Genomic DNA, 21,434 nt, shown 5'->3' on the forward strand with positions numbered 1-21,434 from the left:
TTATTCTTTAGTAAACCTGAATCCACTCATGGATTTCATAATCTGTCCAAATACCATTTTGCCAATAGGGATCTGATTCTACTAAATTCCTTGCTGCTGCTATATCAGTCGTGACATATACGGCAAAGACTTTGGTCACATCTTGAGTAGGACCAACTGTTAGCAATGTCCCCGACTCATGCAAAGCCTTAAGATTATCAAGATGGGCTTGACGAAAGGGTGTACGTTTTTCGAGAACGTTCTCGCAATAGCTGCCCCACATTACAAATTTTTTAAGTTCAGTGCTCAATTTTCCAGCTATCCCTATAGATATAAATTCACTATTTCAAAATAATAGAGGCGTGCAAACGCGCCTCTATTATTTTATTCATGAGTATTGATTTTAGTTAAAAAATAAACTATCAACAATTAAAGCAACTGTGGTAGCAAAAACAGTTACACCGATCGCGACAAGAACATTTTGTCCTTGGCTGACGCTAAAACAAGCAACTGCACCTGCACCTAAACCTGCTGTAACTGCGGCAACTACTGGATCTTTAGTTGATTTATTGTACATTTTGAAAATACCGACTGTTAAATAAAAATTCTGATGCTTATATTGTTGTAAGACTACAGCAGCCACTCAAGGTCGTTGGTGGTTCTCAATAATTCTTCTTGCTAGCCAGCATTTTTGTAATATTCATTTACAAATTAATCAGACAGTAAAAACAAAAAATAGGAAGTCGATGCTTTGCACTGTCTTCCTATTTTTTGTTTTTACTGTCTATAGACAGATATCGCGATCGCTGATATCGCCTACCAAAAGTTGTCACCAAATATCTGTTAGATTTATATATGTTTACAAAGTCAATTTAATAAAAAAATTTTATGAGCTTACTGATCGTTGGTGCGACAGGTACATTAGGTCGTCAAATCACCCGTCACGCACTAGATCGGGGGCTGAAAGTCAAATGTTTTGTTCGTTATCCCAAAAAAGCAAACTTCCTCAGAGAATGGGGAGCCGACTTAGTAGCAGGCAATCTGAATAATCCTCAAAGTTTGGATGATGCATTAGAAGGGGTTACCGAAGTTATTGACGCAGCCACAACTCGTGCCACGGGATCGCTCAGAATTCGGGATGTTGATTGGCTCGGCAAAGTCTCACTGATCCAAGCTGCTGAACGCGCTAAGGTTGAGCGGTTCGTATTTTTCTCTATTCTCAATGCCGAGAAATATCCCAATGTTCCCCTCATGGACATTAAATACTGCACCGAAAAATTTTTAGCATCTACCGATCTCAACTACACCATCCTCAAGCCTTGCGGATTTTTCCAAAATTTGATTGGTGAATATGCGATCCCCATCCTTGAAAATCAAACAATCTGGATTGGTGGTGAGTCTTCGCCGATCGCTTACATGAACACTCAAGACATAGCTAAGTTTGCTATTCGTGCCTTGACTGTTAAAGAAACTGAGCGTCAATCCTTTGCGATCGCAGGTCCCAAAGCATGGCAACCGAGTGAAATCATTAAACTCTGCGAAAGAATGTCAGGGCGTACCCGCAGAACTGCCAACATGCCTCTTGGATTACTGCGCTTTGCTCGTAAGGTTGCTCTCGGCTTTGAATGGGGCTGGAGTTTCGCTGAGCGTATGACCTATGCCGAAGTTCTCGCTAGTGGAATTCCTCTTGATGCCGACATGAAGGAGACTTACAAGATCTTTGGTCTGGAGGAAGAAGAAATGACTACTCTTGAATCCTATATGCAGGATTACTTTAGCCGTATTCTTAAAAAGCTGAAGGAGCTAGACTACAAAGAACCCAAAATTAAAGCACCTTTCTAGAGCATATAGCCCCTGATGTGCTGCCTATGCTTTTCAGGTTTGTTATTATGTAGATATCAAACAAACAGCTTCAAAATAATTAAACCCAATAATTAAAAAACATGAGCAAATCACCACTAGACGCTTTCTTTATTGGTAGAGCAACGGCTGAGGCTGTAATTGATCGCATTGAAGAAAAGGTAACTGATGCCCTTAGTGCCTTAGGTAAATTTGATGCTGAACAACGGGAACAGATTCGTATTTTCGTCGAAACAATCTTAGAAAAAGCCGAACAACAGAAGGGAAACGTTACCACCGATGATAGTGATATCGACCCTGATGAGTTGCAAGAAACTATTGATAATCTCCGCGCCGAAATTGCTCAACTAAAATCTGAATTGCAGCAATATCGGAATCAATAAAAAAAGGAGCGCGTTGCGCTCCTTTTTTTTATGATAAAAGCCTTGCAATGCAAGGCTTTTATCATTTAACGTGTTGTCGGCAAATTAGGTGATGCTTTCGGTGAAACGCTAGGCACAGGACTTGTACTATTAGGCGACACACTTGGTAAAGGACTAGGTGACGCTTTAGGCGTAGCACTTGGTGAAGCTGTTGTTTGAGGCTGTACTTGTGCTGGTTCAGCTTTTTTCTTCTCGCCTAAAATGCTAGGACTGCCATCGTCAAACACACCCGCAATACAAGAGATCATCAAAGTCGCTAAAGTACCTACAAATAAAGCTTTCCAACCCAGATCAGAAATATCACGGCGACGCGATGGAATCAAAGCAATTGTGCCACCCACGAAAATTCCTACAGAGGCTAAATGGGCAAAGCCTGATAGTGCATAGCTAACAATAATCACAGTGCGATCGCTGATTGTACCAGCTTGAGCAGCCTGAGCCAAAGCTTGATAAGGTGGGATCGCTGTTTCTAGTAGTCGCCGACCAATAATCACTGAAGCTGGCCAAGAATCCTCTAACGATACTCCTGTTAGCAAAGTCAAAGGATAAAATAATGCTCCTTGAATATTTGGGAGATTAACCACTTTAAAAATATCGTTAATAGTTGCGAGCCAAGCAAAAATTTGATTAACCAGATCCACTAAACCCACAATTAAAATCAAAATTGCAGCGATCGAAGCAGCCATCTTCAAGCCATCCAAAGCACCAATAATCGTGGCATCCATGGGACTCATCCGCTTCATTGCCTCGCCACCAGCATTTTCTAGTTCACCCTCTTCATCAGATTTTGAGGATTTATCTTCCTTGGGGATACCACCCATTGTTAGAGGTTCACCTGTTTCAGGCACAAGAATTTTTGACAACACAAAACAAGCGGGGATCGCAATAATCGAAGCTGAAACTAAGTGTCCAAGAATATTTGGGAAAACTGGACGTAAAAAGCTCACATAAATCGCCAAGGTCGAAGAAGCCGCTGTCCCAAAACAACAAGCCAAGATTGCACATAGCTCACTACGAGTCATCTTAGGAAGGTAAGGCTTGACCACGATCGCTGCTTCAATACCCACAAAAATATTGGCGGCTCCACTCAGAGCCTCAGCACCGCTCAAACGCATTGTCCAGAAAAAGAGCTTAGCAAAAACCTCCACGACCTTTTGAATGATCCCTAAATTTTCCAGTAGCGCCATGAAGCCTGAGAAGAAAACTACCGCAGGCAAGGCTCGAAAAGCAAATACATAAGCCAAACGGTTCGTTGTGCAATAATTTGCAGCCGAGTTTGCCACACTGGTCAGATCATCTAATAAAACCTGCCCAGGGGGACAAGTACCATTGGGGCTTAGTGGCAATAATGCATAAGGCTCTTGTCCTGTAGGTGGGACAAGCAAACGTCCAAATACAAATCTTGCGCCAGTATCCGCCGATGCAAAGATGCCATCTAGCAGACCGCTAAACCACCGTAACCCTTCTCTAGTTTGGGGCTGCTGAAAAACTAAATAGCCAAGTACTAACTGCAAGCCAATTCCCCAGATAATGACTCGCCAAGGAATGACTCGACGATCTTCCGAAAAGATCCAAGCTATAAAGCACAAGCCAAAAATGCCAAAGAAAGAAACAAAATTCAGGTAGGTCATGGGCGTTTGAGGGTGAGATTAGTCAACATAGATAGCCAAACCAGAAAAGTAGTGCCAAGGCTAATTAAAAAATTAATTAAAAAGTAAATTGGTTTTACAGTTGCAAAATCTAATCAAAATGTTACGATGATAAATGCTTTAAACCATGTCATTTCGCTAAAGGAATAAACTGTGGCAAACATCAAGTCCGCCAAAAAGCGCATTCAGATCGCTGAGCGTAACCGTCTGCATAATAAATCATATAAGTCAGCCGTCAAGACTTTAATGAAAAGCTATTTAGAAGCTGTTGATGCTTATAAGGCAAATCCAACTCCTGAAGCCCTAGAAGCTGTTAATGCTAAACAGTCTTTGGCTTATAGCAAGATTGATCGCGCTGTTAAGCGTGGAGTTCTTCATGGCAACACAGGTGCACGTCGTAAATCTAAGCTTGCTGTCGCCCTCAAAAAAGTTACTGCTACAAACTAATAGTAATTAACCAATGATAAATTAGCGTTTTCCGAGCATTAGCAACTAAAAGTGTTTAAGTAGCTCACAGCACTGGGGGCTTAAATAAGCTTTTGGTATAATCTAGTTCGGATAACGATTCAGGATTAGTTACTTTGGGCTTGCGGTCTTATAACATTTTGTTGACGACCCGAAATAATCGGGCAGGTTGCAGAATAATCGCTTTTCCCTACAGTTTCTTACGTCTGCGATCATGAGGTCTTCTCAACCTGTCCAGCCTATACCCTTTGGCTAAATCTAGATGTCTAACCTTGATAAAGAGAGCTTCTTGAACCCTATCTCTAATTTTAGAGGTGAGTTCACTCCGCAAAATTTAGCTTTTGATGCTAATCTGCAAGAGTTTACGAATCGTATTTCGATCATTTGTGCTTTAGAGACTGGTGGTAAGATTTCGCCCAATGAAGCTTATCTACAGATCAAAGAACTCTGGAAAAAGTTGGATACATCCAGACAACATCTTTTAGGCGACGACTAATTTATCTTGAAATGCTATCGTCAGATAGACCATCAACTTTTTTACACCAATACCATAGACATAAATCCACTAAAAGATTGTTTACAATCTTTAACATAGGTTTATACTAGGAATAATTAACTTCATTTTGCTGATTTCTCCCATTGCATGACTATCCAAAGCAATCTAATCTTTGGAAGCTGAGGTTTTCATAGAAAAGCTCTTTTTAAACCGCTTAAAATTTAGGGCAGAGATGTCCTTCGGCTTTGTTAGTGATTGTTTATCCCGTGCGATTGGCAGAATAGGCGAACTGTTCTTAGAACAAATTTGCTGCAAATCTTAGGATCATCCATGCCCTCATCTTTTCTTTCTCTCGGTATTTCTGAAGCAAGAGTTGCTAAGCTCGAAGCGATTGGCTTTACAGAGCCTACGGCTATTCAAGAACAAGCAATTCCTCAACTGCTCGCAGGAGCAGATGTACTTGGTCAAGCTCAAACTGGTACTGGTAAAACAGCAGCCTTTGCTCTGCCAATTTTAGAGCGCTTAGACTTGACCAACGACTCATTACAGGCGTTGATTTTAACTCCAACTCGTGAATTGGCTATTCAAGTTGGACAAGCGCTACGTAGCTTTAATACCAAACCTGGTGCAAAGATTCTCACTGTATATGGTGGATCTGACATCAGTCGCCAAATGGTTCAATTGGAACGTGGTGTGCATGTAGTTGTTGGTACTCCCGGTCGTGTCATCGATTTGATGGAACGTGGGAAGCTAAAATTAGAGCACCTTGCTTGGTTTGTTTTGGATGAAGCAGACGAAATGCTCAATATGGGCTTCATTCAAGATGTAGAAAGAATTTTGGTAACGACTCCTTCTACTAAGCAAAGTACTTTCTTCTCGGCAACTATGCCTCCTGCGGTAAAGCGCTTGGTCAAGAATTTCTTGAAATCTCCTGTAACTGTCAAGGTTGAGACTCAAGATTCTACCCCTACCCGTATTGATCAACAGATTTATCTGGTTCCTTATCACTTGACTAAAGAGGAGGCTTTGCTGCCTGTTCTAGAATATGAAGCTCCAACTTCAGCCATTATTTTTGTACGGACCAAGGATTCAGCAAGCCGCCTAACTGAGATTCTGCAATCTTCTGGGCATAGTGTTGATGAGTACCACGGTAATCTATCTCAGTCTCAGCGCGAAAATCTGTTACGCCGTTTCCGTAATCAACAAGTACGTTGGGTTGTGGCGACTGACATCGCTGCTCGTGGTTTGGATATTGATGGTTTGACCCATGTGTTTAACCTCGATATTCCTGATGATCCTGAGCGCTATGTTCACCGTATCGGTCGGACTGGGCGTGCTGGTAAAAAGGGAGTTGCGATTACCTTGATTTCTGGAAAAGAGCGTTACAAGTTGCGTCAATTGGAACAGCAAGTGGGAATGCCTTTGCCTCCTCAGCCATTGCCTAGCGTTGCTCAGATTCAAGAGCGTCGGATTGGACGCTTTACTGAGCAAATTCTAGAGGCTCTGTCTGGTGAGCGTTTGGCTTCGTTCTTACCTTTAGTATCACAATTGGTTGAGGACTATGATCCTCAAGCGATCGCTGCCGCAGCTTTACAACTTGCCTATACTCAACTGCAATCAGATAAAGCAGAACAAGCTGCCCTACAAGTTTTAGCTAAGCAACCTCACAGTCCTTCTGGTGGACGCGATCGCGATGGCGGTGGTTACAACAGTGGTAGACCAATCAAGCGCGGTCAAAGTGGTTATCGTGGCGATGGCGGCGGTGGTCGTTCTGGCGGCGGTGGTCGTGAAGGCGGATATGACTCTCGCCGTCCTACTCGTTCTGGAGATCGTGATCGTTCTTCGGCTCCAGTTAAATACTAGAACTAAATCAAAAGAGTTGTTTCGCATCTCTTTTGATTGGGAACTAATTCACCCGATCGCTTGATACCTCTACTCTAGAGCTTAAGAGATAATCTTAAATAAGTAATCGCAGCCCAAGTCATTTGTAGGGATATCCATAAAACGGAATTCCCTTAAGTGGCTTGGGCTATATATTTCAATGGTCATGTTCAGATCATGCAGTCCTTAACTACTTTTTCCAATCTTGATACGCACCTTCGCAAAAATCTGACTGCGATTTTTTTGGCTGGTCTATTTTTCTGGTCAAGTATGGCTTCCCAGTTGCCTACTTTGCCTCTCTACATTCGCACCTTAACGCAGTCCTTTGACCAAATCGGCATCATCATGGGTTCCTTTGCGATTGGATTGCTCGTTTGTCGTTCCTATCTGGGGAGACTTGCTGATCGTAAAGGGAGACGCTACACCATGAGAATTGGGCTGATAGTAGCGGCTATAGTTCCCTTGTGTTATGCATTATTACCATCCATCCCTCTATTAATACTCTTTCGAGCCATACATGGGATCAGCATTGCCGCTTTTGCGGCAAGCTACAGTGCTTTAGTGTCTGATCTTGCCCCCATAGAGAAACGTGGCGAAGTGATTGGTTATATGAGCTTAGTCAATCCTTTGGGATTGGCTTTTGGTCCTGCCATTGGAGGATTGATGTATGAAGCTTGGGGCTATCAGCCTCTGTTTGTATCAGCCTCTTTGTTAGCAATTGCTGGGCTATTGCTGACAACTCAAATTGAAACGGAAGGAAATATAGGCGATCGCCAAGTTAACTCAGCAACTATTACAAAAGCTGGATTTTGGCAGACATTCCTTAATCCTAGAGTCAGAGTTCCTTCTACAGTTTTATTGCTTGTGGGACTTGCATTTGGAACGCTTAGTTCTTTTATGCCAATTTTGATGCAGCAAAAACATATCGCGTTGAATGCTGGTTTGTTCTATATGGCGGCGGCATTATCTGGATTTATCATTCGGTTTCCAGTGGCAAGACTTAGTGATGAATGGGGACGTGGCATCTTCATTTCGATTGGCATCTTCTTTTATAGTTTGTCGATGGCAATTATCTATTTCGCTAACCATGACTATGCATTTTTACTGTCGGGAATTGCGGAAGGTATTGGCTCAGGTATTGTGATTCCTGCGGTGGTGGCTTTGCTCGCCGATCGCACGGTTCCACAGGAGCGCGGCTATGTATTTGGAATGACATGGATCGGTTTTGATGTGGGGATCGCTTTGGCTGGTCCAATTATGGGCAAGATGATTGGTTTTGTGGGTATCACTAATATCTTTGCGATCGCGACGGGGCTTTGTATCGTGGGAATGGTTATTTTTGCAACGCAGTCTAATAAAACTGTGTCTGAGTCCTTTAAATTCGCGATCGGTAAAACTCGCGATCGCTATGCAGTCAAAGCCGCAGCAGTTTGAGCTTAGTTTGATCAAAACTCAAAAAAAGAGATAGTTGTGCTTCGCACAACTATCTCTTTTTTTTGGCGATCGCTATATCATATTTGTATTGAATTATGGGTATGTTTTTAGAAGCATTTCGCAACAAAAACATTACGAAACGGGACTAATACTCAATAACTTTAGAGAGGATTTTATGTCCGCACCAGACTCAGAATTTCCCCACAAAGCAGGGCGAGCTGCTCAAGCTGGCGCAAGTCTAGCCACAGCCAAAATCGCAGGAAATCTAGCCCTTGCCTCTAGTATTACGATCGCCTTACTTGTAGGTATCGTTTTTTCACTAGTTACCGCCACAATTTTTATCGTCAATAGCCCCAATCCTGTTCTTGGGTTTGGCGTTGCGGTAATCGTCACAATTGTGGTGAATGCGATTATTTTCTTTGTGTCGCCTTGGATCATGGACTTGACCCAAGGTTGGCTTTATCACACTCGTTGGGTAAAGATTGAAGAAATCGAACGTCTCAGCCCTGAATCTGCCCATGCGATTCAGCGTATTTGCAGTCTCAAAAAGCTAAAGCAACCTCGTCTTGGAATTATTGACGATAACAACCCCACTGCTTTTACCTATGGTGCTTTGCCAGATAGCGCCCGTTTAGTTGTTAGCGCAGGGTTGTTCAAATATCTTGATGATGACGAAGCTGCTACCGTCTACGCCCATGAATTAGGGCATATCGTGCATTGGGATTTTGCGGTGATGACCGTTGCCTCGACATTGGTTCAAATCACCTATTTGCTCTATGTCACTATTCGCGAAATTGGTAAAAAGGTTAATGATGAGCGTGCTGAAAATGCAGCCATGATCACTGCCTTTATTGCCTATGTTTTTTATATAATTGGCACATATTTGCTGTTATATCTATCGCGCACCAGAGAATACTTTGCCGATCATTTTGCGGCGGAACAGACGGGTAATCCTAATGCGTTATCCCGTGCTTTAGTCAAAATCGCCTATGGTATTGTCCAAGAGACGGAAAAATCAAAAGAGCCAAGTCGGTTAATGCAGGGGACTCGCGCTCTTGGTATTTATGATGCAAAGGCAGCAGTTTCTACTGGTACTGCTTATCAAATTTCCTCTTCTCCTGAAAAAGTTGGTCGCCTGTTCCTTTGGGATTTGTTCAATCCTTGGGGCTGGTGGATGGAGTTAAATTCGACCCATCCGCTCACGGGTAAGCGTGTTCGCGCTCTCAGTAACTATGCTGAGCAATTGGGACTAGATATGGAATTTGATATGGGTCGGGTGGTTGCCGAAGGTAAGCAACTCGACAAGAAGCGTCTCTATGGCACTTTTTATCAAGATGTCCTACTTTATGGTGCAGAATTTATCGCGATTGTGATCGGTTTAGTGATTGGGGCAGTTTTGGTTAATAGTATCGGAGGCTTAAAAGCATTTATTGCCATTCCACTTCTATTACTAGGTGCTGTGATGATCTTTAAGCGATCGGTCATGTACCCCAGTTCTAAGAATGCGATCGCCAGTGATGTGATTACGCTCATGTCCGATGCCTATGCTAGCCCTTTGCGCGGACAACCTGTGCAATTGGAGGGAACTCTCATCGGTCGTGGTGATGCTGGTTATGTGTTTGGTTCTGATCTGAAGTTACAAGACAAAACTGGCATGATGTATCTGCTCTATGCTTCGCGTTGGGGTCCTTTGGGCAACTTCTTCTTTGGCATGAAGCGTGTACAGGGCTTAATCGGAATGGAAACCACTGCAAAAGGTTGGTTCCGTCGTGGTGTTGCGTCATGGATGGATTTGGAACTTCTATCTACTACCAATGGCAACAAGGTTTCCAGTCATCCTGCTTTTTGGGGACTATTATGGTCAATTATCTTTTTGATTGTAGGCGCATTACTATTTCTTGCTAAATAGTTTTTAGCTGATACCAAAGCAAAAAGAGAGGGCGATCGCCCTCTCTTTTTTGTAAGAACTCAATTACATAAAATAACGTAGATATCAGATCTCTTGAATTTATGAAGCTATTTCTAGCGCTATTAATGATATTAAACGCATTCCTTATGCGACTATGGTTGAATCAATATCAGACTCTATTAGGTTAATAGATAAAGCTGAAATTCTTAAATATATTCGCTAAAATCTAGTGCTATAATCAGATTGTGTGGACTAAAAAATTAAATGCCTACTGATGCTCAACTAAGGGGCTTATATCGTCTGATCTATTGGTTAACGTATATTATGCTTCAGCCCGTACATGTTGTCTGTATTGATGAGCGAACAAATAATTTGTATGTTTTGGCTGGAAATACTGAAGATTTAGAGTTCCAGATTACAACGAATGGAGAGTTATTCTAATGAGTGAAGTTAACTATACAGTTATGTCAGATCAGGAGTTAAGACAATATTTTCTCCTGCATCGTGAAGATAAGAGAGCTTTTCGAGCGTATTTAGATAGACTTAGCGATCGCAAACGAGAGATTATTACAACTGTAGACGATCCTAATTTTGATGAGAAAATTCAAGCAGCAGTTTTACAAAAAATGAAAGCAGCAAAAGTCTAAATAGCTAAAGCAGATATTTTTATTTAGTTGCGAGAGAAAAAGACTTATTCAATTGATGATTATTTATTAGAATTTTCTAAGGTCAATATGAATTTTAATGTTGCTAGCAGTTGGCAAAAAATAGCACCATAACTTCAAGCAAATATTAAAGATTTGGTTGCTTAGGTAATAGTATTTCTTTTTAAAATGCGAAGTAAAATTATGAAATGTCCACATTGTAGTGTTGGTGTAAGTTTTGAATTTGGAAAAATTGTATGGGAGGAGGAAGACGTTGAAAAACCTGATATGGGATATGGGATATTTTATGACCATTGTCCAGAATGTGCTGATTTAGTTGTGCTATTTAAAAGGGGTTCCTACAAAGAAAAGAAATCAGATTACTATACAGACAGTTATCTTGAAGATATTCTCTTTGAAGAGATTATTTATCCTAAATTTGTCAATCGCAAAGTAGAAACTGAAGTGCCTGAACGATATCGGAAAGATTTTTTGGAAGCTTGCGCTGTTTTACCAATTAGTGCCAAGGCAAGTGCCGCATTAAGCCGACGGATATTACAAGATATCCTTCGAGAACATTTCAAAATAAAGCATAGTAGCCTTGCAACTGAGATTGAGCAATTTATTGCTTTAAAGGATGTTCCATCTTATTTATCTCAAGCAGTAGATGCAATAAGGAATATTGGTAATTTTGCGGCACATCCTTTGAAAGACACTAATACAGGTGAGATTGTAGAGGTTGAGTCTGGAGAGGCTGAGTGGCTTCTTGATGTACTTGAGTCTTTGTTTGATTTTGCATTTATTCAACCCAATCGACTTGCAGAGAGAAAGAAAAGTTTAAATGAAAAACTAAAATCATTAGGAAAACCAACGATGAAAGGATAATAAGATTCATCTCTAATTAGCTGACAAAAGGTCTGATAATGCCGATCGCAATCCAAGTTATTCTGCTCATTTTTTCGACACTTTATCAAGCGGATCGCCTATCTTCTAAAAAACTAGGCGATCGTATTAATCTAAGAAGGTGCGTTAATTTCAAGATAAAGCACCTTCTGTTCAAATTATTAGAACTGCAATTATTTAGAAAAAGCTTGCAGTAATACTTACTGTGGCAGTACTGCTAGCATTAGGTTCTAGTACAGTCAAATACTCATTAGTATTCAAAGAATTGCGAGTTGCACTCCAAGGCTCTAGACAATAGAAATCTTTGCCCTTAACTGTCCAAAATACCAGATAGGTATAAAAATCATCGTAGTCGATCGCAATTTTAAGTTTGCGATCATTGTCAGTTACTGAAGTTGAGCGACTGGATAGCTTACCAAATACCGAGTCAATCTCATCTTGATCGAAGTTAAACTTACCATCAAAATCAAAACTCTCCTTAGTGCGATTATCCTCATAGCGTACAGAAGGAATATTGGCTTCAATCTGATTTTTGTCGCCGCAGAGAAAATAGGGATGGAAACCTGAAGAGAACGGCATCGGTGTAGAAGAGAGATTTTTATATTCTTGGCGAATCTCTAAGGTATTGCCGCGTAACGTATAGGTAAAAGCTAAATGGAAATCAAATGGATAGACAGCCTTAGTTTGTTCATTGCTACCTAGCTCAATGGTTACACTTGCTCCACCATCATTACTTTGTGATGTAGCTGTCCAAGGTAACTCACGGGCAAACCCATGCTGTTTGATTTTGTAGTCAGTTCCATCAACATTGTAAGTGTCATTGGGCAAGTTACCACAGAGAGGGAATAAAATCGGATTGCCACCTCTAACACTCAAATCAGGATGGGTAAAGCGTTCTGCATCAAGATAGAAAACTTCTTGGTTATTGATCTGCCAGCTTGTGATAATGCCACCGCGCTCTGGCACAACTTCTATTTGAGAATTAGCGCTCTCATCAGACAAGATATAGGTATGGTATTGCTTTTGCTGAGAAGAAACTTTATACACAAATTTTGCCTTGTAACATTGCAAAAATGATTATATAGCAAAGTCGAGGGAGAGCTTAGTATTCTCGCTACTTTCTCGCCGCACAACCAAATGGATAAGCAGTCTGATAAGTGCGATCGCGTTTTCCAAATAATTGATAGCGATTGTCGCGAATTTGAATATAGGTCGAGTCTCCAAGTGATTTAAGAGGTGCGATCGCTCGATATGCTGATATCAAAGCTTTGCCCATAGGCAATAATCGTGTAATTTCCTCGGCTGCCTCACTGCCTTGCCATCTTTGAGTAGGAATTTGGCGATCGATTAAGATCATTCCCATTTCACAATCTTCAGGTGTGACATTAAAGATTTCTAATGTCTGTGTATCCTGCATGGGGATATAACAAAACTGATGACCGCGATCGAACTTCTCTAGAAGACTGACAAAGCTAGCACAGAGATTACAATTACCGTCATAAATCACAGCGTAGAACATAGTAAAGTTTATTGAGGCTTTAAGTAGTAAAGAAATATCTTTAAAAGCGGCACAAAGCTACGCTTTTAGAAAAAATTCTGGGTTTTAAGTCGTTGCAAAGCGCTGTATTCCCAGCCTAAAATCATAAAGTTGCGCTCCTTCGAAGCGCAACTTTATGATTTTGGAATTAGAACTTACAAGGACCTTTCGCTCCATTAGGACAAATTGTTTCCTCATCTGTTTTTGGCAGCTTGTTTTTGTCAAAATTAACATTAGTAAAGTTAATTCCATTTAGTTTTGCCCCACTCAAATTAGCGCCATTTATCTGACTGCCAGTAAGATTGGCTCCACTCAAGTCTGTACTAGTCAAGTCTGTATAGTTGAGCTTAGCATTAGATAGATTGGCGCGTTTGAGACTAGTAAAGCTCAAATTTAAGCCTGATAGATCTTGGCTTGCTAAGTTACGTCCTTCACGAGGCTGATTAACAATTTGCCATGCAAGTAAAGTTGTTGCACTAAATCTTGTTGCTTTCTCTGTTCCTTGAGCACCTATTTTAGAATCTTTTAAGTTAGCTCCTTCCATTTTAGCTCCAACAAAATTAGATCGAGTCAGATCGGCTCCTGCTAGGTCAACGAGATTCATTTGAGCCTTGTTAAATTCTGCCCAGATAACACTAGATTGGATTAATCTTGCTCGGCTCAAATTAGCATTGGTGAAGTTCACCCCATCAAGGTTTGCTTCCTGAAAATTTGCACCCACAAGACTTGCATCTTGCATTTTTGCACCTGTAAGAATGGCTTTGCTGAAGTCAACATTATCCAGTTTGGCTCCTTTGAAATCGGCATTTGTAAAATCCTTACCACTGGCATCTTTAAATAGACCCCAGCGTAGACCCAAATCGAACACTGGTCTATTGAGAAGACTATAAATTAGGAAAGCTCCACCGATCGCCCCTAACCCAATCACAGGAAGTTTGAGATAATTTTGCCATAGCGCCTCTAAGCTAACACTAGGTATCGTTAATTTCGTCCTACTAGGGTTTGGTGGTTTTGCTACTGGTTGGTCATAGCCACCATAAGCATCGTAGTTGTCTTCAGTAAATCGATTAAAATCGACTTGATCAGGGGGAGTAGCCATACGCGCTTGAGTTGAATCACCAAAACTTGCCATAGGCTTACGGCGATCGCGAGGAATTTCTCTAGTCTCGCTTATACCAGTCACATCAGATCGAAAAGATGCTGTTGGCGTAGTTCTAACCCTAGAAGGTAGTGGTGTAGTTTGAGGACTGATCGTAGTGATACTGTCGGATAGATCACCGCTATCTAGTAAGCCAGACCAATCTGTATTGTCATCATGAATTTCCAATCCAAGATCGTTAAAATCAGGTAATCCAGTTTCTTTCCGCTTGGGCATACCAGAAGAATTCCGTTCTCTCCTATCTCTGTTTTGTGTGACTTTCCCAGCCGATGTTCCTGCGCTTGGAGACGTTGTTATATCACTATAGGAAGATCCTGTGGATGCTCTTCCTCCAGAAAGCACGGTATCAGCATCTAATAATTCTGACCAGCCTTCATCAATTGAGGAGATCGGTTTACGCTGTCTATGTTGATCTGGTTGAGCATGAAATCGATCAAAATCATCTTCATTGTTTCGACCCATTCTATTTTGGGGCAGTGGCTGAGAGCTAGCATTAGGACGGGGTGGCACTGGAGTCGTACTACCCTGAGTAGGATTGCGCTTTGGTGGTAAGGGTGGAAGAAAAGGTGGTGGTGGTGGGTTATTGACAGATGGAGAAGTTGGTTCTTGCTTCGCAAGGGGAGGCAGACTTGGTGGTACTGGAGCGATCGGCGGTGTTGGTGGTGTCAGTCCAGTAGATATTTGTGCAGAGATGAACCCATCATCAGTGAGTGGGTCAAGACTATCTAAATCAAAATCATCTAAAAAATCATGATCGCTCGTATTTGTAGCAAACTTTGATGACGATAAATTTGAATTTGGAGATGCCATAGGGGATGAATCTTTTACTGAAACAAAATCATTAAAATCCTCTGATTCTGAAACAAAGCCATTGAGTAAATCATGAGCTAAGGCTTCTTCTTGAAAATTGACTTCCGCATAGTTATCGTTAAGTAAATCATTTACCAAAGCTTCTTCAAATGGATCACTTGCTCCAACTAAGTTATCTCCCAAACTGCCTACTGAACTGTTAGCAGACTGGTGAAGACTAAATCCCGCAGAGAGTGAATCTTCTTCTACGGGTAAGTCAGATATAGGACGGCTTGGAGTAAGTGTTGTCGGAATACCACCAAGGCTGAGATCAGAAACAGGAAGCCCTGATAAACTATCTTCATCAAAAGAGGCTAGATCAAAATTGTCATCCAGCATACTTTCTAAATTATCATCGACGTTATTGTCTGTAACCAGAGATTGAGAAGTACTTGTATCCCAATTAGAATTTGCTGAAATAGCATTGACTGGTGGGACTATATTATGGTCAAAATCATTGTCAAAGCTATCAGCATATTCAGCAAAACTATCATTTAATCCTGAGTCGGCAAATTCTTCCACAGCAAGACTATCAGTGTAATTAGCAAAATCAGAATCAGTAATTTGTTCGGCAATAGATTCACTCAGGCTGTCCCATTCTGATGATGGAGGAATATAATTCTCAGATTGGTTAAATTCACTGCCTACCGAACCTGTTGAATAAATATCATCATGAGATGGATTATCAAATTCGTTGAAACTGCTAGGTTGTTGCTGATAGGGAACTGGATCAGAAGTATCTAGATTTTCTGATATCTCATTAAAATTATCATAGGTTTGTGGAAGCTCGGAGTTATTCGTCTCAGGATTACTGATACTTTCAGCTAGTTCATTGACATTATCAACGATCGCCCAATCGTTTTCATCAAGACTGTTGTTAAAATCAAAGTCTTCATTGAGAGGCTGCTCTAGTAAGTTATTGTCAACTACACCTAGCAAATCATCATTGAAAATTTCTGAAGGTTGATCTGAAGGAGACAAATAATCTTCTGTTTCAACTAACTCTTCATCCCATGCATCATTACCTCGACTGATTTCTGCTTCTAGACTTGCGCTCCAATCAGCTTCGTTGTCAATACCAATTTCAGATTCTAGGTTCTCATGCCAATTTGCTTCATCACTCAGTCCTGCATCGATGATATTGATTTCATCTTCTAGCGATGCCTCCCAGCTTACATCGTCACTAATGTTATTAGCATCTAAGTCTTCTGTGTTAAGTCCTAAACCCCAATTCTCATTTTTATTTACATCTTCTGCTTCATTATTTGGCTGCCCAAAGTCCTGTATGAAAGGTGTTTCAGTTTCTATACTAGAATCTACATTGGTTGTTTCAAAGCTAATAGATTCTTCTAATTCAGAAGAATCTAGATTGGGTAAATCAAAATCAGCATATTCTTCTGTTTCAGACAGAGTATTAGCTATCTCAAAATCAGCATATTCTTCTGTTTCAGGTATATCTACTTGTGATCCATTTGCCCAGTCATCAGATATGCCAAAAGCATTATCAATAGATGTAGTAGATGATATCAAGTCGCTATCTATACTAGAAGGACTATCCCATACAGCATCATCGATCGCATTTTCGCTAGCCTCACCCCAATCATTAGTGAATGCATTCTCAACTGATTCATCAAAAGCGGAAGACTCAAGATTAGACGAATTGGTAGACCAAATCTCATCTTCAGTCACATTGGGATCAAAGGGTTCTTGAGCCTGAGATGTTGCAAAGGCATCGTCTGAAAAGTCATTATTTAATGTGTTTTCAACGATGCTATTAACTTCTGCTTCCAGATTGCTAGCTTCAAATCCATCAAAAGATAGATCCTGTATATCCTGTTCTTGTGGATTTTGTAATTCGTTCTGAAACTCGCTTTGAAAATCATTCTGAATTTCAAAATCATCAACAATTTGATCAATCTGATTGAATTGCATGTCTTCAGATTGTATTTCTTCAGATAGATCTAAATCACTAACTAATAAGTCATCTAAATCGTCTGAATAAATGATTTCAGCAAATTGATCAGAGCCTAGATCTACATTTTCAAATTCCTCTTCAGTATTTCCAAAAACCTCTAAAACTTGATTTGATATTTCAGAAGACTCACTAACAACATCTAAACTGAGTTCACTAGATGACTGATTAAAATTGTTTTCTAATATTCCTGAAATACTATCCCAGTCATTATCATTATCATCAGAACTTAAATCGAAACTTGAGTCATCATTATCGTCTAGCAATTCTGCTAGTCCTTGTATTTTACCTTCAGTATTATCGATCTCGCTTTGTAAATCATCAATACTCAGCGGATTGGAAGTGTCAAATTCCAAAGAGTCTAAATCGGAAAAATCAGAGTTATCTAAAAAATTCAATTCGTCTAAGCCTAGATCTTCATCTAGACTTGGAAGATTTGGCATTGGTTGAAGCGTTGTCTGAGATTGACCTATATCTTGGTATGAAGGAGAAGGTTTTGCATTATCTGAGTCATCCATCCTTGTCTTGAGATCAGTCACAATCAACCAATCAATATCCCCAACTTCATTGTTGTTAGGAGTAGTGCTTCCCTGACTATTTGATGTGTTTGATGTATTCCTTGAAGGGATAGATCGTTCAATTGGCTCATCTAAACCAAGCGATCGCAACCATTCTAAATCTTCAAGATCACTATCAGCAGCTTGATTACTAAATACTTGAGAAGATGAGCTTGTTGGTGATTGATTTGATCCTGATTTGATGTCTGGAGATCCGCCAATTCGCGTACTAATATCCGATATAATCATCCAATCGACATCAGCAGCATCAGCCTTCTTATCTGGTTGGTTAGCGCCTTGATCTTTTTGTGGGATATTTTTATTGGAAGCCATGAATCAATCCTCAGCATTATGTTCGGGCTTGCACCGCTAGGCGCTTTCTAAAAATTAGATCGCAATTTAGTTGGATACATTTAACGTTATTTCAAACCATAGCTTATCAAAAACGTTAGGATGATTTTAACAAATAACGATTTTCATCAGCAAATCTTAAATCAATAGCAATAAGCGTTTCATTCTAGACTCTTGTTAGCTTTAATTATTTCATTGCATACAAAGTTTAAGCTAATCTTAACAAACAAAGATCATAAATCTCATGAAAGTGGAGTTGAGATATTTCACTTTTAGCTTAGCCTTGAGATAAGGAACTGATTTTTGATAGCACAGCTTCGTCACGCCATCAAAAATATAGATTGCGGAACCCTTATGCTAACTACCATGATATGGCTACCGTCAATTGTGTTAACGTCAGTTCGACGAAAGCAGAAAATGGTAAGAATCGCTAAGCGATTCTTACCATTTTCTGCCATTTGTGGCTTGCTTTGCAAGCCGCAAATGACTATATTGAACTCACGTTGTGTTAGGAACCCAAGAAGAGAATGGCAGCGCAGAGCGCTGCCATTCTCTTCTTGGGTTTTATGTCACTTGGCGACAGCTATAAAAATCAGTTTTACCGAATTGTTATAGTTTTCACTGGACTTGATTCTGAAAGAAAACTTAAAAGATGTTTAGGCTGATTAGAACTTTCATGATGGTCAATGTAGAAATGTACCAATTTTTGTGGCGGCTTCTCGTAAAACTTCAGGTGGATGTACCAGTGCAAACCTCACATAGCCTTCGCCATGTTTGCCAAATCCAGAACCAGGTGCTAATGCAACTCCAGTAGATTTAATTAAGTCTAGACAAAATCCCACTGAATTGTGGGCATATCGATCAGGTAGCTTTGCCCAGAGATACATTGTTGCCATGGGATAAGGGACTTCCCAGCCGATCGCTTTAAGGGCTTCGATCATTACATCTCGCCGCGCTTGAAATGTATTAACTACATGTTCAATTGGTGCGTGATCGCTATTGAGAGCTTTGATAGCACCACGCATGATGCCCTGATATTGATTGAAATCGACGACAGCTTTAATTTGACGTAGAGCTTTAATTAATTCACGATTACCAACTGCAAACCCAACTCGAAAACCACCCATGTTGTAGGACTTAGACATGGTAAAAAATTCAATGCTGACATTTAGATCGCGATCAGCTTGCAGCATCGAAGGTGGTGTCGAGCCATCAAACACTAGATCGACATAGGGAAAATCGTGAACTAAAGCGAGATGATGTTCTTGACAAAATTGGACGGCAGATTGGAAAAATTCTAAAGTTGCTGTGGCAGCAGTGGGATTATGGGGATAGCTCAACACCATCAGTTTTGACTGCGCTAACACTGGCTCAGGAATATCAGCAAAGACCGATAAAAAGTTATTTTCAGCTAATAGGGGCATACCATACACTTGACCGCCAGCTAAATGAATGCCGCCATAGTGCGATGGATAACCAGGATCTTGTAAGAGCGCAAAATCATTGGGATTAAGCAAAGCAAGTGGTAAATGGGCTGTTCCCTCCTGTGATCCAATAAGAGGTAATACTTCTGTCTCAGGATCAACTGTTACTCCAAATCTTGTTTGCATCCATGCTGCTACTGTTTTGCGGAAGTCCAGAGTGCTGCCAAATAGCGAATAGCCGTGAGTAGTGGGATCGTTTAATGCTGCGGCGATCGCTTCTAAAATAAATGCATCAGTTGGTAAATCAGACGAACCAAGCGATAAATCAATTATTGCCATTCCAGAGGCTTTGACCTGACTTTTGGCTATGTCCATGTAGGCAAACACATTGGACTGTAGCGGCTGAAGGCGATCGGCAAATTGCATAAAACTTAGCAAATATGGGTAAATAGGTATAGACAGCACCTAGCACTGACTATCCTATTTTTACCTAAACTAGCGTTATTTGTATGATATCGCTGTATTCACTTGCATTGACTAGTGGCGGCTCGAAGCCACTATTTTTCTGGGTTAGGTATAAAAACGCGATTTAAAAGATGCCCCTCAAAGAGGATCACCCTCACAACTCATTCATGGTTGCTATAACTTTGAAGATACGCCCCGAAGGGGCATATCCTCACAACTCATTCATGGTTGCTATAACTTTGAAGATACGCCCCAAAGGGGCATATCTTCACAACTCATTCATGGTTGCTATAACTTTGAAGATACGCCCCGAAGGGGCATATCCTCACAACTCATTCATGGTTGCTATAACATAGAGTAAGTTGTTGAATTATTGAAAGAAATTTATGGGTTGCTGTAAAACAAAATCTAACCTTGCTAAGGCTGTCAAACTACACCGCAATTTTCATTTCAAAACTGGGCTACTTCTTGATCAAGGAGTCCGTTTATTGGGTGTACATAAATGCTTTCTTACCAAACCGTTTTATAAAGCCGCCAAAGTGGCTGGCTACACCAATGTTTCTCTAGCTAGTATTGCGCTTGTCTTATTAGAAGACTAATATTGCTCTTAGCATGATTTATATACAGGAAAATTTCATATGATTACATTGACTGATGCAGCGATCGCGCGCGTAAGAAATCTGCAAACCCAACGAGCCACTTCTGCGCCTTTGCGTTTAGGCATTAAACAAGGTGGCTGTTCTGGTTTGTCCTATTTGATGGACTTTGTTGACCAACTCGAAGCTGATGACAATCAATACGAATATAACGGCGTAAAAATTGTGATTAATAACAGCAACTTGCCTCAGTTGCAGGGTTTAGAACTCGACTATACAGAAGATTTATTAGGTGGTGGTTTCCGCTTTCGTAATCCTAATGCTAGTAAATCTTGTAGTTGCGGAACTTCCTTTGCTACTCCTAAAGAGCTTGGCGCACCCGTAGCTTGTAGCTGATAAGCTTGTAGCTAATAAAAAAGAAGCCTCGCAATGCGAGGCTTCTTTTTTATTAGGTGATCTGCTGAATATTATCTTCCCAATGTTTGCCATCAAAAGGCACAATCGTAAATCGCGTCATCGCGTCATCATCTAGACATCGTACATTTACATCGTAATCATGAGGATGTGATCGCGGACGATAAAAGGGATGAATCCCACAGGTTTTGCAGAAAAAATGCTTGGCAATTCCTGTATTAAACGTGTAAGTGGTGAGATTCTCTTCACCTTGTAAGATCTCAAAATCTTCAGGAGGAACGATCAAATGCAAAATTCCTTTCTTCTCGCACATTGAGCAATTGCAGGCGATCGCTTCATATTTTCTCACATGCACTCGAAAGCGTACTGCTCCACAATGGCAGCCACCAGATATATTGGTAGTTAAGTCTGGATTAGGTAATAGAGACATAGAGTTTTATGCGCTTATTTGCATAGATGAGCAGGTAC

The 21,434-nt window shown here is 40.7% G+C and carries 19 protein-coding genes; 11 read left to right on the top strand and 8 right to left on the bottom strand.

The annotated features are described in order from the left end of the window. Nucleotides 1–7: 7 nt before the first annotated feature. Both ABM313_RS16640 and ABM313_RS16645 read right to left on the bottom strand, forming a co-directional pair. Complete coding sequence (locus ABM313_RS16640) at nt 8–262, bottom strand: YciI family protein (RefSeq protein ID WP_434688504.1); 255 nt, start codon at nt 260–262, stop codon at nt 8–10. Between the two features lie 120 nt (nt 263–382). Beyond that, complete coding sequence (locus ABM313_RS16645; protein ID WP_434684286.1) at nt 383–556, bottom strand: hypothetical protein; 174 nt, start codon at nt 554–556, stop codon at nt 383–385. A 311-nt stretch (nt 557–867) separates the two neighbouring features. Here ABM313_RS16645 and ABM313_RS16650 point away from each other — a divergent pair, with 311 nt between their 5' ends. Then, nucleotides 868–1,821 (top strand): NmrA family NAD(P)-binding protein, encoded by a 954-nt coding sequence (locus tag ABM313_RS16650; protein WP_434684287.1) that lies wholly within the window; start codon nt 868–870, stop codon nt 1,819–1,821. Between the two features lie 101 nt (nt 1,822–1,922). Further along, a complete protein-coding gene (locus tag ABM313_RS16655; protein WP_434684288.1) occupies nt 1,923–2,222 on the top strand; it encodes a DUF6825 family protein in 300 nt (99 codons plus the stop codon). A 65-nt stretch (nt 2,223–2,287) separates the two neighbouring features. On the opposite strand, the gene ABM313_RS16660 is transcribed toward ABM313_RS16655, so the two are convergent. Continuing rightward, nucleotides 2,288–3,892 carry a NupC/NupG family nucleoside CNT transporter gene (locus ABM313_RS16660; RefSeq protein WP_434684289.1) on the bottom strand — a complete coding sequence of 535 codons (1,605 nt, stop codon included), beginning with the start codon at nt 3,890–3,892 and terminating at the stop codon, nt 2,288–2,290. A gap of 171 nt (nt 3,893–4,063) precedes the next feature. On the opposite strand from ABM313_RS16660, the gene rpsT reads away from it, so the two are divergent. The 8 genes from rpsT to ABM313_RS16700 all read left to right on the top strand — a co-directional run bounded on the left by rpsT (nt 4,064) and on the right by ABM313_RS16700 (nt 11,624). Next, the gene (rpsT, locus tag ABM313_RS16665) at nt 4,064–4,357 is read left to right on the top strand and encodes a 30S ribosomal protein S20 (protein WP_190578680.1); all 294 of its coding nucleotides are present in this window, start codon (nt 4,064–4,066) and stop codon (nt 4,355–4,357) included. Between the two features lie 280 nt (nt 4,358–4,637). Next, a complete protein-coding gene (locus ABM313_RS16670) occupies nt 4,638–4,871 on the top strand; it encodes a DUF7219 family protein (protein WP_434684290.1) in 234 nt (77 codons plus the stop codon). Nucleotides 4,872–5,201: 330 nt separating this feature from the next. Continuing rightward, the gene (locus ABM313_RS16675) at nt 5,202–6,734 is read left to right on the top strand and encodes a DEAD/DEAH box helicase (RefSeq protein WP_434684291.1); all 1,533 of its coding nucleotides are present in this window, start codon (nt 5,202–5,204) and stop codon (nt 6,732–6,734) included. 156 nt (nt 6,735–6,890) lie between these two features. Continuing rightward, nucleotides 6,891–8,186, top strand: a complete 1,296-nt coding sequence (locus ABM313_RS16680) for an MFS transporter (protein ID WP_434684292.1) — start codon at nt 6,891–6,893, stop codon at nt 8,184–8,186. Between the two features lie 175 nt (nt 8,187–8,361). Then, nucleotides 8,362–10,095 (top strand): zinc metalloprotease HtpX, encoded by a 1,734-nt coding sequence (locus ABM313_RS16685; protein ID WP_434684293.1) that lies wholly within the window; start codon nt 8,362–8,364, stop codon nt 10,093–10,095. 264 nt (nt 10,096–10,359) lie between these two features. Beyond that, on the top strand, nt 10,360–10,536 hold the full coding sequence (locus ABM313_RS16690) for a DUF6888 family protein (RefSeq protein WP_434684294.1): 177 nt from the start codon (nt 10,360–10,362) through the stop codon (nt 10,534–10,536). Beyond that, nucleotides 10,536–10,742 (top strand): DUF6887 family protein, encoded by a 207-nt coding sequence (locus tag ABM313_RS16695; RefSeq protein WP_434684295.1) that lies wholly within the window; start codon nt 10,536–10,538, stop codon nt 10,740–10,742. Before ABM313_RS16690 ends, ABM313_RS16695 begins: the two co-directional genes overlap by 1 nt. 201 nt (nt 10,743–10,943) lie before the next feature. Continuing rightward, a complete protein-coding gene (locus tag ABM313_RS16700; RefSeq protein WP_434684296.1) occupies nt 10,944–11,624 on the top strand; it encodes a DUF4145 domain-containing protein in 681 nt (226 codons plus the stop codon). A gap of 195 nt (nt 11,625–11,819) precedes the next feature. Here ABM313_RS16700 and ABM313_RS16705 read toward each other — a convergent pair whose 3' ends face one another. The 4 genes from ABM313_RS16705 to ABM313_RS16720 form a co-directional block, all read right to left on the bottom strand. Beyond that, entirely contained in the window at nt 11,820–12,689 is an 870-nt protein-coding gene (locus ABM313_RS16705; RefSeq protein WP_434684297.1) for an aldose epimerase, read from the bottom strand. A 67-nt stretch (nt 12,690–12,756) separates the two neighbouring features. After that, the gene (locus tag ABM313_RS16710; protein ID WP_434684298.1) at nt 12,757–13,161 is read right to left on the bottom strand and encodes a thiol-disulfide oxidoreductase DCC family protein; all 405 of its coding nucleotides are present in this window, start codon (nt 13,159–13,161) and stop codon (nt 12,757–12,759) included. A gap of 166 nt (nt 13,162–13,327) precedes the next feature. Next, nucleotides 13,328–18,049: a pentapeptide repeat-containing protein gene (locus ABM313_RS16715; protein WP_434684299.1), complete on the bottom strand. Its 4,722-nt coding sequence runs from the start codon at nt 18,047–18,049 to the stop codon at nt 13,328–13,330. 701 nt (nt 18,050–18,750) lie between these two features. Further along, nucleotides 18,751–19,917, bottom strand: a complete 1,167-nt coding sequence (locus ABM313_RS16720) for an LL-diaminopimelate aminotransferase (protein ID WP_434684300.1) — start codon at nt 19,915–19,917, stop codon at nt 18,751–18,753. 677 nt (nt 19,918–20,594) lie between these two features. Here ABM313_RS16720 and ABM313_RS16725 point away from each other — a divergent pair. Then, nucleotides 20,595–20,948, top strand: a complete 354-nt coding sequence (locus ABM313_RS16725; RefSeq protein ID WP_190578647.1) for a HesB/IscA family protein — start codon at nt 20,595–20,597, stop codon at nt 20,946–20,948. Nucleotides 20,949–21,000: 52 nt separating this feature from the next. Here ABM313_RS16725 and ABM313_RS16730 read toward each other — a convergent pair whose 3' ends face one another. After that, on the bottom strand, nt 21,001–21,396 hold the full coding sequence (locus tag ABM313_RS16730) for a GFA family protein (RefSeq protein ID WP_434684301.1): 396 nt from the start codon (nt 21,394–21,396) through the stop codon (nt 21,001–21,003). Between the last annotated feature and the right edge of the window lie 38 nt (nt 21,397–21,434).

Source organism: Pseudanabaena minima str. Chao 2107 (assembly GCF_051131155.1).
Classification (GTDB): domain Bacteria; phylum Cyanobacteriota; class Cyanobacteriia; order Pseudanabaenales; family Pseudanabaenaceae; genus Pseudanabaena; species Pseudanabaena minima.